The following is a 13,504-nucleotide window of genomic DNA, read 5'->3' on the forward strand; positions in this document are numbered from 1 at the left end:
CCTTACCGGCTCTGGCGCCACGTCGGGATCCCGGCGCTCGCCCGCTCGGGCGTCAGCAGCGGCCCGCCGGCAGCGCCGGATGGCATCGCCGGTGCCACGGGCAGGACGGGTTCAGCGCAGCCGCGGTGGCGGTCGTCCCGCGCCCGGTCCGACGCCGGCGGTGCCGGTTGCCGGCTGAACCAGCAGGTCCGACAGCAGGTCGCTGGCGGCGTCGAGGATCTCCCGCTCGCCGGTGACCAGCAGGTCCAGGATCAGCCCGCGGGTGGCGGCCAGGCCCAGTCTGGCCCGCCGCCGCGCCTCGGCCGGCGGGAAACCTCGCTGGACGAGCAGGTCGGCCAGCGGCTCGGCCCAGGCCGCGACGACCGTGGTCCGGAACGAGTCCGTCCACGGGCGCCGGTAGATGGTGTGCGAGTAGATCTCGAAGAACAGGCGGGTCGCCGGCGCCAGCGCCGGATCGGTCATCCGGCGCCAGAACTGCCGGCCCACCTCGGCCAGGTCGCCGTCGAGCGAGACCAGGTCCGCCAGCGCCTCCCGCTGAGCCGCCTCGACCCGCTCGACGATTGCGACGAGCAACTGCTCCCGGGTGCCGAAGTGATAGATGAGCATGCGGTGGCTGGTGCCGACCCCCGCGGCGATCTCCCGGAGGCTCAGGTCACTGAAGCCCTTCTCCTGCAGGTAGGCCACACACCGGGCCAGGAGTGCCTCGCGGGCGGCGCTCATTCCTCGCTGGCAGCCTTCAGCCCGGCGGCCTCCAGCGCCAGGAACCGGCGGGTCCTGGCGCCCATCAGCAGGTCGAGGAGTCCAGCGAGCGGGCCGGTCTGGTCGACGCCGACGGTGATCTGCGTGCTGCCGTCCGGGTTGGTGGCCAGCCGGTGGAAGCCGGAGGTCCGCACGCCGGGGGAACGGGTCTCCCATGCTGACCATGCTGTAGGCGAGGCGGTCGACGAGTACGAAGCCGGGTGCCGTCGCAGCGATGAGTCCGCCGGCGGCCGCCGGTCTACCTCGCGACCGAGACAACCGACCATCGGGAGTAAGGCATGGGCCTCATTCACATCGAGCTGTTCGCGACCCTGGACCTCGTCGGGCAGGCGCCCGGCGGGCCCGACGAGGACCCGGTGGGCTTCCCGTTCGGTGGCTGGCAGGCGCCCCTGCTGGACGAGGTCTCCGGGGCCCAGGTCGCTGCCGCGTACGAGGGCACCGACGCTCTCCTGCTCGGCCGGCGCACGTATGACATCTTCGCCGCCTACTGGCCGCACCAGGAGGGCGGCCAGGACAACCAGATCGCCACGCTGTTCAACAGCATCCCGAAGTACGTGGCCTCCCGCGGCAGGCCCGACCTCTCGTGGGCCGGGTCCACCCAGCTCGGCCCAGATCTGGCCGGCGCGGTGCGCGAGATCCGTGACCGGCACGAGAACGTGAAGGTCGTCGGGAGCCTGAATCTTGTGCAGACCCTCCTGCGCGAGAAGCTCTTCGACCGGCTGGATCTCTGGGTGCACCCGATCGTGCTCGGCGTCGGCAAGAAGGTCTTCGACGGTGGCGCGGTGCCCACCAACCTGGCGCTCCTCGAACCTCCGGCAGCCGGTCCGAAGGGCACCGTGTACCTGCGCTACGGGCTCGCCGATGGCACGCCCGGGACAGGGGACATGAGCGCACCCGATCGGGGCGCCGGGCGAGACGGCTGAAGCCGGCCCTACCGGGGCCACGACGCGGCCACCGACCCGGCACCTCGGCGGGAAGGTCGTCCAGAGCGCCGAGGCCTACGAAGGCGACGCCGGCCGAAGGCCCGCCCGGGTGATCCAGGGGCGGGCCTCGGCCTCCGGCCGAACGCGCGGACGGACGCCGGCTCAGCCCTGCAGGGAGGCCTCCGGCACCGCCTCGGCCGGCCGCCCGCGGACCACCCACGCCGGACCTCGCTCCGCCGCCCGCACCGCCGGCGGCACCAGCAGTGCGGTCACCAGGAACAACCCACCGAGAATCAACCAACCGACCAGACCGTTGTTGATCGCGACGATCGTCACCACGGAGGAGCCAACCATCAGACCGGCGGAGGTGCTGGTGCTGAACATCCCCTGGTACTGCCCCTGGGCATGGTGCGGAGCCAACTCGAACGCCAACGTCCACGACGCGGCCGTCTGAAGCATCTCGCCCAGCACGTGGAGCAGCCCGGCGGCCAGCAGCAGCGCCACGGCCGCGACGGCGACCACCTCACCGGCGACGCCGAAGACCACACAGCACACCGCCAGCACGCCACCGGACACGACGGTGGCCCGCTTCGCGGTGGTGATGGTGTCCGCCTTCGTACCCACCACGACCTGGAACGCCACGACGCACGACGTGTTGATCAGGAAGAGAACGGTCACCATCCAGGGCGGCGCGTCGGTGTGCAGCGTGACCCAGAGCGGCATTCCGACCTCGAGCACCGAGTAGTGGAAGCTGAGCACGGCGTTCAGCGCGAGGAAGGACAGGTACGGCCAGTCCCGCAGCGCCTTCCGGGAGGGGATCCGCATCTCCTTCTCGACCGCTGCCACGCTGGGCGCCCAACGCACGGCGAGCGCGGCCAGCAGGTAACCGACCGCGGCGACCACGATGGTCGTCCGGAACGCCGCGCGGCTGTCGAAGGTGAGCGCCACGCCGGCCAGCAGAGCGCCGAGGCCGAACCCGATGTTGGCGACGGCGCGCAGGTATCCGCGTACCCGGACCTGGTCCTCCGCCGGCACCGCCTTCGCGATGAACCCGCCGCGCACCGCGCTCTCGGCCCGGTCCGCCATCTGGTAGGCGCCGTTGACCACGACGAAGACCAGGAAGCTGTCCACCACCAGGTAGCCCAGCACCGCCACCCCCTGCAGCGCCAGGAAGACGGCGAGCAGGAAGCGCGGTCGGACGCGGTCGGTCAGGTACCCCGCCGGAATTCCCGTGGCGAGGCCGAGACCGGCCGCGATGCTCAGGGCCAGACCGACCTGCGTCGCCGACAGGCCGACGAACTTGGTGACATAGACCACGCTGAGGACGGTCAGCAGGCCGAACCCGGTGGTCTGCGTGAGCACCAGCACGGTGAGTGGGCGGGCGGCGCCGCGCGGCGGCAGGAGTTTCCTCGGGTGCCAACGATCAGCTTCTGGTGCGGGCGTCTCCACCAACGCTGTTACCTCTCCGTTCGGTCGCGGACATCGAACACGCGGGGCGGCTCACGTCGCCGCCCGTTCCCGGTGCGCGGGGGCCGGCACCCCGCTGGCCGACGCCGGGCGTTGCGGTGCCGGCGGCCCGAGCAGCGCCTGGGACAGGTGGTGCTGCGCCACCTCCCGGTTGCGCGGCTCCAGGATGGCGAAGTGCCCGCCCGGGATGGTCACCGTGACGCAGTCACCGCTGGTGTACCGGCCCCAGCGAGCCACTTCCGTCAGGTCGACGAAGGGGTCCTCCCGACCGACGACGGCGGTCACCGGCGCGGTCAGGTACACCTCGTCCAGGCCTTCGACGGCCTGCGCGGCGAGCCGGAAGTCGGCGCGGAGATTGGCCAACAGACGACGCCGCCAGCCCTCGTCGCTGAGGACCTGCGGGAGCGTGACCCCGCCGCGCTCGACGACGCCCAGCAGATCCTGGTCGGTGGCTGACCGGACCGGCCACCGCCCTCGTTCGGCGGGCGTCTGCCCCGACACGACGATCCCGGTGCAGAGCGCGCCGATCCGGTCGGCCACGTGTGGCGCGAGCAGCGCGCCGAGGCTGTTCCCCAGCACTGCGGTGGGCAGGGCGGGGCCGACCGCGGTCAGGCTGTCCAGCACCTGGGCCAGGGAGGCGTCCGGCGCCTCCGCGGCCCGTCGTTCCCGGCCGGGCAGGTTGAGGCCGAGCACCTCCACGTCCGTGGCGAGGTGGGTGAGCAGCGGGCGGTACTGGTTGGGCCCGGCTCCCGAGTGCGGCAGGACGAGGAGACGGGCGCGCGGCGCGGGCCACGTCGGACCGGGCAGACGCAGCGGCACCCACCACCGCCCGGCCGGTCGCGTTCCGTCCGCGGCCGTCACCCCATCACCTCGGACAGGGCTGCGCCGACCTGTCTGACGCGATCCAGGTCGTAGGCGTCGTCCATGTTGACGATGACCCCCTGGATCCCGCTGTCGCGGTACCGTTGCGCCTGCTCCGCGATCTGGTCCGGGGTACCGCACAGGGCCAGCCCCGGCACCGCGGAGGGGCGCACGCCCATCAGGCGTCCGAGCCGCTCGAGACCACGCTCGAGCTCTCGGTCGCTGTAGGCCACCACGGCCGTTCCGAGCCAGGTGGTCGTGATCGTGCCGGGATCGCGGCCGACGGCCTCGCAGGCACGCCGCAGCACTGCGATCTTGCGGCGAACGGTGGCGGGGCCCCCGAAGAAGTTGCACCCGTCCGCGAGCCGGGCAACCATCGGGATCAGCACCTTCTCGCCGCTGCCCCCCACCAGGATGGGCGGGCCGCCCGGCGTGATCGGCGGCGGAACGTTGATGGCGTCCTCGATCTGGGTGTGCGTCCCGCGCCGCGTCGCTTGCTTGTCGGTGAACATCGCCCGGCAGATCTGAACGGCTTCCGCCAGCTGCCGCATCCGAACGCCCAGCGAGGGGAACGGCAGCCCGTACGCGAGGAACTCCTCGCCGTGCCAACCGGCACCCAGACCGAGGATGGCTCGGCCTCGGCTCATCACGTCGAGAGTGGTGACCATCTTCGCGAGGACAGCCGGGTTGCGGAAGCCGCAGGGTGAGACAAGGGCCCCGAGCCGGGCCGTGGACGTCACCCCCGCGATGCCGGCGAGGGTCAGGTACGCCTCGAGGATGGGTTCGGTGCGCTCGCCGACGGTCCCGATCTGGTGCAGATGGTCCATCACCCAGATGCTGTCGAACCCCGACTGCTCCGCGGTGCGGGCGATGCTCGTGACCGTCTCGAACAACTCGGAGTCGTCGACCCCCGGAAACGAGAAGCTCGCGAACTGGAATCCGGTGCGGAGCATGGGCGGACTCATCGCTCTTCCAGGACCCGCAGGTCGAGCAGCTGCTGGATGAGACCGCCGACCTGATCGCGGACCTGGTCGACCGGGAGCCCGCGCTCGGCGGCCACGTCGTCGCAGACAGCCTCCACCGTCCGCTGTCCGTCGAGCCGCAGCCAGACGTCCCGGGCGTCGGCGTTGAGCACGTACCGGCCGATCAGGGTTTCGAGGAGCAGGCCGTCCGGGCGTCCCACCTCGTCGCCGACCCGGGCAGTTACGTCGAGTGTGCGGATGAACACGCCGTCGCGCGCGATCATGTGCCTGCTCCAATCCCCTGACGTTTCTCGATGTAGGTCGTCATGTCGTCGATGGTGGAAGCCTCGAAGGCGAGATCCAGTGGAAGGTCGAGCCCCAGCGCCTCGTTCAGCCGCGCCCCGATCTCCACGGCCGCGATCGAGTCGCCGCCCAGGTCGAGGAAGTCGATGTCCCGCTGTGCCTCGGACAGGCCCAAGACATCCCGCCAGGTTGCCTCGACCAGTTCGGCGACGCCTCGCGACCCGGCGGTCGACTCGGCGGTGCCGTCGGCCGCCGGTACCGGCTCGGGCCGGTCCAGCCAATGGCGCCGGCGGGTGAGCGGGTAGGCGGGCAGCGAGACCCGGCGGCGCTGCTCGCCGGCGTAGAAACGGCGCCAGTCCACATCCGCCCCGGCCGCCCACAGCCGGGCGAGCGTGTCGCTGACGTCCAGCTCCGGCCCGACGGTCACCGTGGCCGGTGCCGCGCCCTCCGGTGTCGTCCCCGCCCGGTCAACCTCATCGGCGCACGCCGCCAGGACCCGGGACAGCTCGCCGTCGGGCGTGCCGCCACGCAGCCATGACTGGGCCGGGGCCGCCCAGCGGGGCAACGCGACCTGCTCGGGCCGGATCCCGACCGCCGTGAGAGAGCGGACGAAGGCGATCAGGGCCAGGGCCCCCCGGGCACCGACCGAGGCGAGCTGGTCGGCCTCGACGTCGTGCCGTTCGGCGAGACCGGCCAGGGCGTCGCGCAGCAGTGGCTCCGCCTCCGCGTCGCGGGCACCCGAGCGGGCCAGTGTCGCGGGGTCGCCCTGGACGGCCAGCGACGGCGGACCGGCCGGCGGACCGGGCGGAGCGCCCGCCGACAGTTCCCGCGCCGCGTCCGCGGGCGTCGCCACCGCGGCCGCCCAGCGGTGGGCGAGCACGGGTCGGGTGACGGCGCTGGTGAAGGCGACATCGGCCAGCTCGTCCGCGGGGGCGGCCGCCAGCCGGGCGGCGAGCAGGTCCCGCGCCGCCCTCAGCTCGGCGTCGGTGTGGGCGGAGAGCGTGAGGACCTGCCGCGCCCGGGGCGACGGCGAGGAAACGACCGGCGCCGGGTCCGACAGGACGACGTGGGCGTTGGTGCCGCCGAGACCGAAGGAACTCACTCCGGCCAGGCGGGCTCCGGTCGTGCCCGGCCACGGCCGGGTGCCGGACGAGACGAAGAAGGGCGACCCCGCGAAGTCGATCGCCGGGTTCGGGCTGTCGAAGTGCAGGCTCGCGGGGATGGTGCCGGTCCGGACGGTGAGCACCGCTTTGATCAGGCCGGCGATCCCGGCCGCCGCGTCGGTGTGGCCGATGTTCGTCTTGACCGAGCCGACGGCACACGACTCCGGCGCGCAGTCGTCGTCGGCGAACACCCGGCGGAGCGCCTCGATTTCGATCGGGTCGCCCAACGGGGTGCCGGTTCCGTGCGCCTCGACGTAACCGACCTGCCGCGGACGTACCCCCGCGCGGCGAAGCGCGGTGCGGATGACCCGCTCCTGGCCCACCACGCTCGGGACGGTGAAGCCCGCGCGCGCGGCACCGTCGTTGTTGATCGCCCAGCCCCTGATCACCGCGTAGCAGTTGTCGCGGTCGGCGCGGGCGGCGTCATCCCGCTTGAGGACGACGGCCCCAACGCCGGAACTGGGCACCGTCCCGGTCGCGCCGCTGTCGAAGGCCCGGCAGTAGCCGTCGGCCGAGTTCACCCCGCCCTCGGCGTAGACGTACCCGTCCACCGACGGCATCAGCAGGCTGACACCACCGGCCACGGCGATGTCGCAGTCACCGGACGCCAGCGCCTGGCAGGCCAGGGCGACCGCGGTCAGCCCGGTGGCGCAGCTGGCCTGGACGGTGATGCTCGGCCCGGTCAGACCGAGCTTGAACGCGATCCGGGGCGCGAGGAAGTCCTTCTCGTTGGTGAGCGCAAGGCGCATCTCACCGAGGTTCTCGCAGAACTCGGCGTTGGGCGCCAGGTGCTCGCGGAGGTAGGTGTTCTCGCCGGAACCCGCGAACACCCCGACGACCTCGTCGGTCGTCACCCGGTAGCCGGCGTCGTCGAGCGCCGCCGCGGCGATTTCGAGCAACACCCGGGCCTGCGGGTCCATCGCGGTCGCCTCGACGGCCGAGATGCGGAAGTGTTCGGCCGCGAAATCCTCGATCCCCGACAGCCTGCCGACGGCGGGCACGAACCTGTCGCTGCGGACGGCGCCAAAGCGGGAGATCGAGTCGACGCCGTCGACCAGGTTCGACCAGAAGGCGCCGACGTCGTCCGCTCCGGGGAAGCGGCAGGCCATCCCGATCACCGCGATCCGCGGCACCTCGACGGACCGGGTCGTACCAGCTGCGTCCTCGGTCATTGCCATCCCTCCGTTCCCGGCAGCACTGGCCTGGACAACGTGGACATTCCGGTGGCGGTCAGCCGACGGAACCGGTCGCCCGAACTCCTCAGCAGCAGATCGACGAACTGGTCCTTGTCGGCCTGCTCGATCCCCCGCGTGGAGAACCGGCGATGGTAGGTGGAGGCGTGCTGGATGTCGTAGACGACCGCTCCGGCGTCGGCCAGGGTGAGGACCGCGACGCCGGTGCAGAAGTTGCCCGCGCCGCTCGCCCGGTGGAACTTGCTCTCACAGAAGTAGCTGCCCCCGACGAGCAGGCCGAACTCACCGCCGATCAGTTCGTCACCGCTCCACACCTCGATCGAGTGCGCCAGCCCCACCGAGTGCAGGCGGAAGTACATCTGCATGATCGCCGCGGTCATCCACTGCGCGCTGTCGTCCTTGCGCGGCATGGCCGCGCAGCTGCGCACCACCTGCTCGAAGTCGGAGTTGACGCGGGCGGTCCATCCCTGGCGGGAACTGTGTCGCCACACCTTCTCCGGGAAACGGGCGTGCCGCAGGTCGAGGAAGTACCGCGGGTCGGGTCGGCGCCAGACGATCTCGTCTCCGATGCCGTAGGGCACGTGCCCGCTCAGGTACGCGGCCACCGCCGCGTCCACCGAGGGTTGCCCGGCGGCGTCGAGGATCACCGGACGACCTTGGGCTCTACCAGAATGATCTTCTTACGCACCCAGTCGGCGACCCGCCGCGCATAGCTGCCGTCGTCCTCGCCGGGCCGCGGGCCGTCGAGCACCTCCGAGCGGAACTCGTCGGGGGTGACACCACACGAGGGCGTCGACTCCAGGCGGCGGAACAACCACTTCTCGCTGCGGCACAGCTCGCCCGCGGTGATCAGGCAGACGTCGGTGATCCAGGTGGCCGAGGTGACGGCGGACAGCCGGGCGCTCGCCACGTCGCCCGCCAGCAACTGGCCCGCGACGTCCATCAACCGGTTCTCCGCGTCGATCTTGACCGAGCGGGCCAGTGCGCGCGCGTACGACGAGGAGGCGATTTTCGCGCGGATCTCGGCGAAGAAGTCGTCGCCCTTCACCGGCAGCGCCTTGGACAGCCGGTAGATGAAGTCCTGGACCTTGGCGTCGACCTCGCAGAACTCCGGCTCCTCGGCGCCGAGGAACGGGGCCAACGCCCGCTCCGGCGCATCCAGCGGGAACAGCTTCAGGTCGATGCGGTTGTCGCCGTAACGCCCCATCCACGTGGTCCAGCGCAGGCCGTCGGGAGTCTTGGTCTCCCACGTCTCGGTCGACTCGTCCACCGGGAGGTCACACGCCTGGTCGGTGAACGCGTAGGCGTCGATGTCGCTGTACGGGTTGGCCCAACCGGCCGCCAGCGAACCGGTGAAGCAGAGGCCGCGGACGTCGGCGAGGCCCGGGAACCGGTCCAGGAGGCCGACCAGCGAGAGGTCCGGCGGGGTGAGCGTCTTCGGTTGCTCCATCAGAACTGAGACCTCCGGAGCGAAGCCGGTCATCTCCTGCACCATGTGAATGCCCTTCCTAGCGAGTTCCGAGGATCGTCAGCTCGAGCGGCAACCATCCGCTGCGCGCGGAGCAAGGAGCGCGGCACCCAGCCGATCCCGGCGGACCGGCACGACTGCGCCCGCGGACGGGTCACCTAGGACGGCGGCGGGACGGGCGGCTCGGCGCACGGCCGGCGGCACCGGCGCTCATCGGGGCCCGCGCCGGGTCCACAGACGCGAGCAGCCGCGACAACCAGCACGATCTGCGCCGCCACCCGGGCGACAGCAGGTCACCAGCGCATTTCCCCGTAGCATCACCCCGTTAACCACCGCGCGCCTCGACCGCCGGAATCGCACGCCAGCGCCGTATCGCCACTGACCGCTGTCGATCTCCGGCGCGATCGGCAAAGTGTCCGTGTCGATCCATCCGGGTGTCAACACCCGGGACCTCACCTAGCGGCTCGGCCACCGGTACGGCCCTCCGCGGGCGACGATGACGGCTGGGAAATCCTAGCACCGATCAACGTGAGCCGATGTCCCGTGACAGTGGCAGTCCCGGCTACCGGGCCACCGTCCGAAGCTGCCGGAGCGCCTGAACCATCGACAGAGGACAGTGTCCTGGCGGTCGATGGGCTAGGCTCCCCGGGCGGCCCCGCCCGCCGGCCGCGTGAGAATCGAGCCGTCCCGAGGGAGTGATCCGGGAGATGCCCGAGACCATCCGCGAGTGCTACGGATACACCGTCGTGTGCCGGCCGGATCCGAAAGCGACCGAGGTGGTGGAGCGCTTCTTCGGGCCGCCACAGGGCACTCCGGCGACCACGTCGGTGGTCCGGCTCGACCTCGTCGTCGCCGATGCCGAGGAGATCGGCCCGCTGCCGCCACCCTACTTCCCCGCCGGCTGGGAGAGCAGCGACGAGATCGTCATCCGGGTGGGTGAATCGGAGGCGGTGGTGCGCCCGGACGAACGGTCCATCGGGGTACGGCTCGCCGCGGCGGCGGTGGACGACTCCGTCGTCTGGGGCCGGTGGCTGCTCGAGAAGGCCTTCCTGCTCCTGACCCTGCGCTCCAGCGCGCACTACGGCCTGCACGCCGGTGGCGTCACCATCGCGGGGCGGGCCGCCCTGTTCACCGCGGACAGCGGTGTCGGCAAGTCGACCTTCGGCGCCTGGGCGATGCGACGCGGGGCGCTCTTCGCCGGCGAAGACGCCATGATCCGCCACCTCGACGACCCGAGCGGCACGTTCTTCGGCTATCCACGCGCCGCCTATCTCGGCCCCGATCTGCTGGACCGCTGGCCACAGCTCGCGCATGCCGACCGGGATCCGGTGCCCGGGCGCGACAAGGCACGCGTGCAGTGGCCCCCGCCGATGCTCGGTGGCCTACGGTCCCGGGTCGACTCGGCGGCGCTGCTGTTTCTCACCCGCGACCACCGGGACATCCGCTCGGTGCCGGTCGCCGAGGCGGTGGAGCGGTGCTGGCCGGACGTCGCGGCAGGCAAGTCGGATCCGGAGATTCTCGCGGCCGTCAGGGCCGACCTGACCGCGTGGCTCTCGGTGTCGCCGGTGCTGGAGTTCGGACTCGACCCCGACCTGGACGTGAACTTCGACCGCCTGGCAGCCCTCCTGCACGGCGCATAGCTGACCGCCGCCGGCCCGGCGACACCCGGACCGGCGCCCGCGGGGCGGGTCGGACGTCATCCGCTCTCGATACGCGCGACCAGGTCCTCGACGCTGGGGTTCAGGTAGATGTCCCGAGGGTCGACGGTCGTGAAGCCGAGCTCGTTGAGCTCGTCGCTGATCTTCAGCGCCTGCAGCGAGTTTCCACCGAGGTCGAAGAAGGTCTCGGCGGTGCAGCCGGCGCCGAAGTGCCGCTCCCACAGTTGGGTCACCAGCGTGCGGACGTCCGCGACCGGGTGCCCGCCCGGAGCGGCCTGCTCGACCAGCTCGTCCGCCGACGGCGCGACCAGCCGGGCCAGTGCCGCCAGGTCGACCTTGCCGTTGGCGGTCAGCGGCAGGGCCGTCACGACGTGCAGTCGTTCCGGCACCATGTAGTCGGGCAGCCTGGCGGCCAGGCGACGGCGCAGCTCAGCGGCGGAGACCGGCTGCTCGGCGACCACGTAGGCGCTCAGCGTTCCGCCTGAGTCCTCCTCGTCGAAGGCGACGACCGCATCGCGCACCGCCGGGATGCCCAGCAGCCCGACCCGGATCTCCCCCAGCTCGACGCGGTAGCCACGGATCTGGACCTGGTCGTCCATCCGGCCCAGGTAGTCCACGGTCCCGTCGGGGCGTAGCCGGCCCAGGTCGCCGCTGCGGTAGTAACGCGCGCCGGTGCCGCTGTCGGTCCGGAACCGCTCGGCCGTCAGCTCGGGCCGGGCGTGGTAGCCCGAGGCGAGGCCGGCGCCGCTGACGCAAATCTCCCCCGCCACATGAAACGGCAGCACGTCCCCGTGCGGGGAACGCACCGTGATCGCCCAGCCGGGCAGCGCGGCACCGACGGTCTGGGAGTTGGTGACGATGTCCTCGAGCGTGACGTCGTGCCAGGTGACATGCACCGTCGTCTCGGTGATGCCGTACATGTTGACCAACCGGCACCGCTCCAGCGGATGCCGGCGTACCCAGTCCAGCAGTGCCGACGGACGCAGCGCCTCACCGGCGAAGATCACCAGACGCAGGTCGGACGTGGCGCCGGCGAGCATCGCCGGCATCCGCATCGTGAAGGCCGACGGCGTCTGGTTCAGCACGGTGACCCGTTGCCGTTGCAGCAACTCCGCGAAGTCCGCCGGGGAGCGGGCCGTCCAGTGGGGAACGACCACCAGACGACCACCGGTCAGCAGGCAGCCCCAGATCTCCCAGACGGAGAAGTCGAAGGCCAGCGAGTGGGAGACCGCCCACACGTCCGACGGTGACAACGCGAACCCGTCCCGGGTGGCCGCGCACAGGGCGACCACGTTGCGGTGCGGGATGACGACACCCTTGGGGTGCCCCGTGGTGCCGGAGGTGTAGATGACGTAGGCGGGCGTGTCCGGGTCGCCGGGCGGCAGCGGACGCGGGACCGAGGATCGCGTCAGCTCGTCCAACGAGAGCGCCATGCCGTCTGGCAGGCCGTCGGCCGGGTCCTCGTCGGCGACGATCAGTCGCAGGTCGGCGTCGCGGGCCACGTAGGCGCGGCGCTCCGCGGGGTGGGCCGTGTCGAACGGTACGTAGCAGGCGCCGGCCCGCAGAACCGCGAGCAGCGCCACGATCGCCCGCGCGGTGCGTGCCATGCACACGCCGACGCGGTCACCCGGCGCCACGCCGTTGTCGATCAGACCGGACGCGGCCGCCGCGCTCCAGGCGTCCAGCTCGCCATAGGTGATCTCGGTGTTTCCGTCACTGATCGCCACCCGCTCGGGCTGGGTGCGGGCCACCGCGAGGAAGGCCTCGTGCACCGCCGCCCCGGATTGGGCGGGCAGGCGCCCGCCGTCACCGGCGCGCCGGATCTCGGTGACCTCGGCTCCGTCCAGCAGGAAGGGACCGCGTTCGGTCGCCGGTGCGGTCGCGGCGTCGCGCCACCGGCGGGCGAACTGGTCGACCAGCACCTGCGCGAGGCCCGCGTCGACGACCTCGGTGTCCACCGCGGTCGCCACGCGCAGCGCCCCGTCGACGCCGCGGTGGCCGGTGATGGTGATCGGGTAGGGCGGCGCCAGCGCCGGCAGGTACCGCTCGGGCGGCGCGTCGGTGAGCAGCACCCCCACCATCGGCGCGGTCGGTGGCACGGGGACGGCCTCGACTCGAGCGCCGAGCGCCACCAGCAGGTACGTCGGCGGTGCCCCCGGTTCCTCGACGGCGACGGCGATCTCGTCCTGCCCACCGGCCGCCACGCACACGTCGGCGATGGCGGCGACCAGGTCGGCCGGCGTCGTCAGTGCGGTCCCGCACGGTGCGGCGGTCAGCGCCGGCCCGGGTCCGCCGGGACGCGGCGCGCCGGCACCGGGGTGCGGCGTGGCGAGGTGGTCGCGCCACGCCGCGCCGGCGTCCTCCGCCCCGTCGGCCGCCCAGTGGGCCAGTGCCGACAGGCAGCACCACGGCACCAGGTCGCGGTCGGCCACGAGCACCAGCTCCGCGCCGTCCCGATGGACGAGCAGCACACATCGCAGACCGGCGCCGGCGGCCAGCGGGCGGCGGCGTTCGGTCTCCCGAAGCCGCGCCGCCCGGGGTCCGTCGCCGGTGTCGCCGCTGGTCCTGACCCACGCCTGCCTCAGCCCGGCGGTGGGCAACGGCGCTAGCACCGCGGGAAGTCCCGCGCGCACCGCCTCCGCGTTCGACACCGGCAGCACGAGGCTGTGACAGGCGCGGGCGCGGGGGGCGATAGCACTCATCGTGCCGTCGTACATTTTTTCTGGTCCTTTGTGTTCAGGCGCGGT

At 72.1% G+C, this 13,504-nt stretch carries 12 protein-coding genes; 2 read left to right on the top strand and 10 right to left on the bottom strand.

Going from position 1 to position 13,504, the window contains the following annotated elements; translation table 11 throughout:
• Window positions 1-111 precede the first annotated feature (111 nt).
• Window positions 112-720 carry a TetR/AcrR family transcriptional regulator gene (locus EV376_RS22425; RefSeq protein ID WP_130326245.1) on the bottom strand — a complete coding sequence of 203 codons (609 nt, stop codon included), beginning with the start codon at window positions 718-720 and terminating at the stop codon, window positions 112-114.
• Window positions 717-893 carry an SRPBCC family protein gene (locus tag EV376_RS30310; RefSeq protein WP_165438052.1) on the bottom strand — a complete coding sequence of 59 codons (177 nt, stop codon included), beginning with the start codon at window positions 891-893 and terminating at the stop codon, window positions 717-719. Before EV376_RS30310 ends, EV376_RS22425 begins: the two co-directional genes overlap by 4 nt.
• 144 nt (window positions 894-1,037) lie before the next feature.
• Here EV376_RS30310 and EV376_RS22430 point away from each other — a divergent pair, with 144 nt between their 5' ends.
• On the top strand, window positions 1,038-1,682 hold the full coding sequence (locus EV376_RS22430) for a dihydrofolate reductase family protein (protein ID WP_130326247.1): 645 nt from the start codon (window positions 1,038-1,040) through the stop codon (window positions 1,680-1,682).
• Window positions 1,683-1,844: 162 nt separating this feature from the next.
• On the opposite strand, the gene EV376_RS22435 is transcribed toward EV376_RS22430, so the two are convergent.
• The 7 genes from EV376_RS22435 to EV376_RS22465 are packed head-to-tail and all read right to left on the bottom strand — an operon-like array spanning window position 1,845 to window position 9,126.
• Complete coding sequence (locus EV376_RS22435) at window positions 1,845-3,131, bottom strand: MFS transporter (protein WP_486482916.1); 1,287 nt, start codon at window positions 3,129-3,131, stop codon at window positions 1,845-1,847.
• 51 nt (window positions 3,132-3,182) lie between these two features.
• Window positions 3,183-4,010 (bottom strand): alpha/beta fold hydrolase, encoded by an 828-nt coding sequence (locus EV376_RS22440; protein ID WP_165438053.1) that lies wholly within the window; start codon window positions 4,008-4,010, stop codon window positions 3,183-3,185.
• The gene (locus EV376_RS22445; protein ID WP_130326254.1) at window positions 4,007-4,963 is read right to left on the bottom strand and encodes a TIGR03560 family F420-dependent LLM class oxidoreductase; all 957 of its coding nucleotides are present in this window, start codon (window positions 4,961-4,963) and stop codon (window positions 4,007-4,009) included. Before EV376_RS22445 ends, EV376_RS22440 begins: the two co-directional genes overlap by 4 nt.
• Before the next feature lie 8 nt (window positions 4,964-4,971).
• On the bottom strand, window positions 4,972-5,256 hold the full coding sequence (locus tag EV376_RS22450; protein WP_130326256.1) for a PqqD family protein: 285 nt from the start codon (window positions 5,254-5,256) through the stop codon (window positions 4,972-4,974).
• On the bottom strand, window positions 5,253-7,610 hold the full coding sequence (locus tag EV376_RS22455) for a beta-ketoacyl synthase N-terminal-like domain-containing protein (protein WP_165438054.1): 2,358 nt from the start codon (window positions 7,608-7,610) through the stop codon (window positions 5,253-5,255). The genes EV376_RS22450 and EV376_RS22455 overlap by 4 nt, the downstream gene beginning before the upstream one ends.
• A complete protein-coding gene (locus EV376_RS22460; RefSeq protein ID WP_130326260.1) occupies window positions 7,607-8,278 on the bottom strand; it encodes a leucyl/phenylalanyl-tRNA--protein transferase in 672 nt (223 codons plus the stop codon). Before EV376_RS22460 ends, EV376_RS22455 begins: the two co-directional genes overlap by 4 nt.
• Window positions 8,275-9,126 (bottom strand): hypothetical protein, encoded by an 852-nt coding sequence (locus EV376_RS22465; protein WP_130326262.1) that lies wholly within the window; start codon window positions 9,124-9,126, stop codon window positions 8,275-8,277. Before EV376_RS22465 ends, EV376_RS22460 begins: the two co-directional genes overlap by 4 nt.
• Window positions 9,127-9,806: 680 nt before the next feature.
• Between EV376_RS22465 and EV376_RS22475 the strand changes: the two genes are divergently transcribed.
• Window positions 9,807-10,739, top strand: a complete 933-nt coding sequence (locus tag EV376_RS22475; RefSeq protein WP_130326266.1) for a hypothetical protein — start codon at window positions 9,807-9,809, stop codon at window positions 10,737-10,739.
• Between the two features lie 56 nt (window positions 10,740-10,795).
• Here EV376_RS22475 and EV376_RS22480 read toward each other — a convergent pair whose 3' ends face one another.
• The gene (locus tag EV376_RS22480; RefSeq protein WP_130326268.1) at window positions 10,796-13,459 is read right to left on the bottom strand and encodes a non-ribosomal peptide synthetase; all 2,664 of its coding nucleotides are present in this window, start codon (window positions 13,457-13,459) and stop codon (window positions 10,796-10,798) included.
• Window positions 13,460-13,504 lie beyond the last annotated feature (45 nt).

The organism is Micromonospora sp. CNZ295 (assembly GCF_004217535.1).

What these genes read in the sequence shown, in the direction of transcription:
- EV376_RS22425 (WP_130326245.1), bottom strand. Translation starts at nt 720, where the DNA reads ATGAGCGCCGCCCGCGAGGCACTCCTGGCCCGGTGTGTGGCCTACCTG.
- EV376_RS22430 (WP_130326247.1), top strand. Translation starts at nt 1,038, where the DNA reads ATGGGCCTCATTCACATCGAGCTGTTCGCGACCCTGGACCTCGTCGGG.
- EV376_RS22445 (WP_130326254.1), bottom strand. Translation starts at nt 4,963, where the DNA reads ATGCTCCGCACCGGATTCCAGTTCGCGAGCTTCTCGTTTCCGGGGGTC.
- EV376_RS22450 (WP_130326256.1), bottom strand. Translation starts at nt 5,256, where the DNA reads ATGATCGCGCGCGACGGCGTGTTCATCCGCACACTCGACGTAACTGCC.
- EV376_RS22455 (WP_165438054.1), bottom strand. Translation starts at nt 7,610, where the DNA reads ATGACCGAGGACGCAGCTGGTACGACCCGGTCCGTCGAGGTGCCGCGG.
- EV376_RS22465 (WP_130326262.1), bottom strand. Translation starts at nt 9,126, where the DNA reads ATGGTGCAGGAGATGACCGGCTTCGCTCCGGAGGTCTCAGTTCTGATG.
- EV376_RS22475 (WP_130326266.1), top strand. Translation starts at nt 9,807, where the DNA reads ATGCCCGAGACCATCCGCGAGTGCTACGGATACACCGTCGTGTGCCGG.
- EV376_RS22480 (WP_130326268.1), bottom strand. Translation starts at nt 13,459, where the DNA reads ATGAGTGCTATCGCCCCCCGCGCCCGCGCCTGTCACAGCCTCGTGCTG.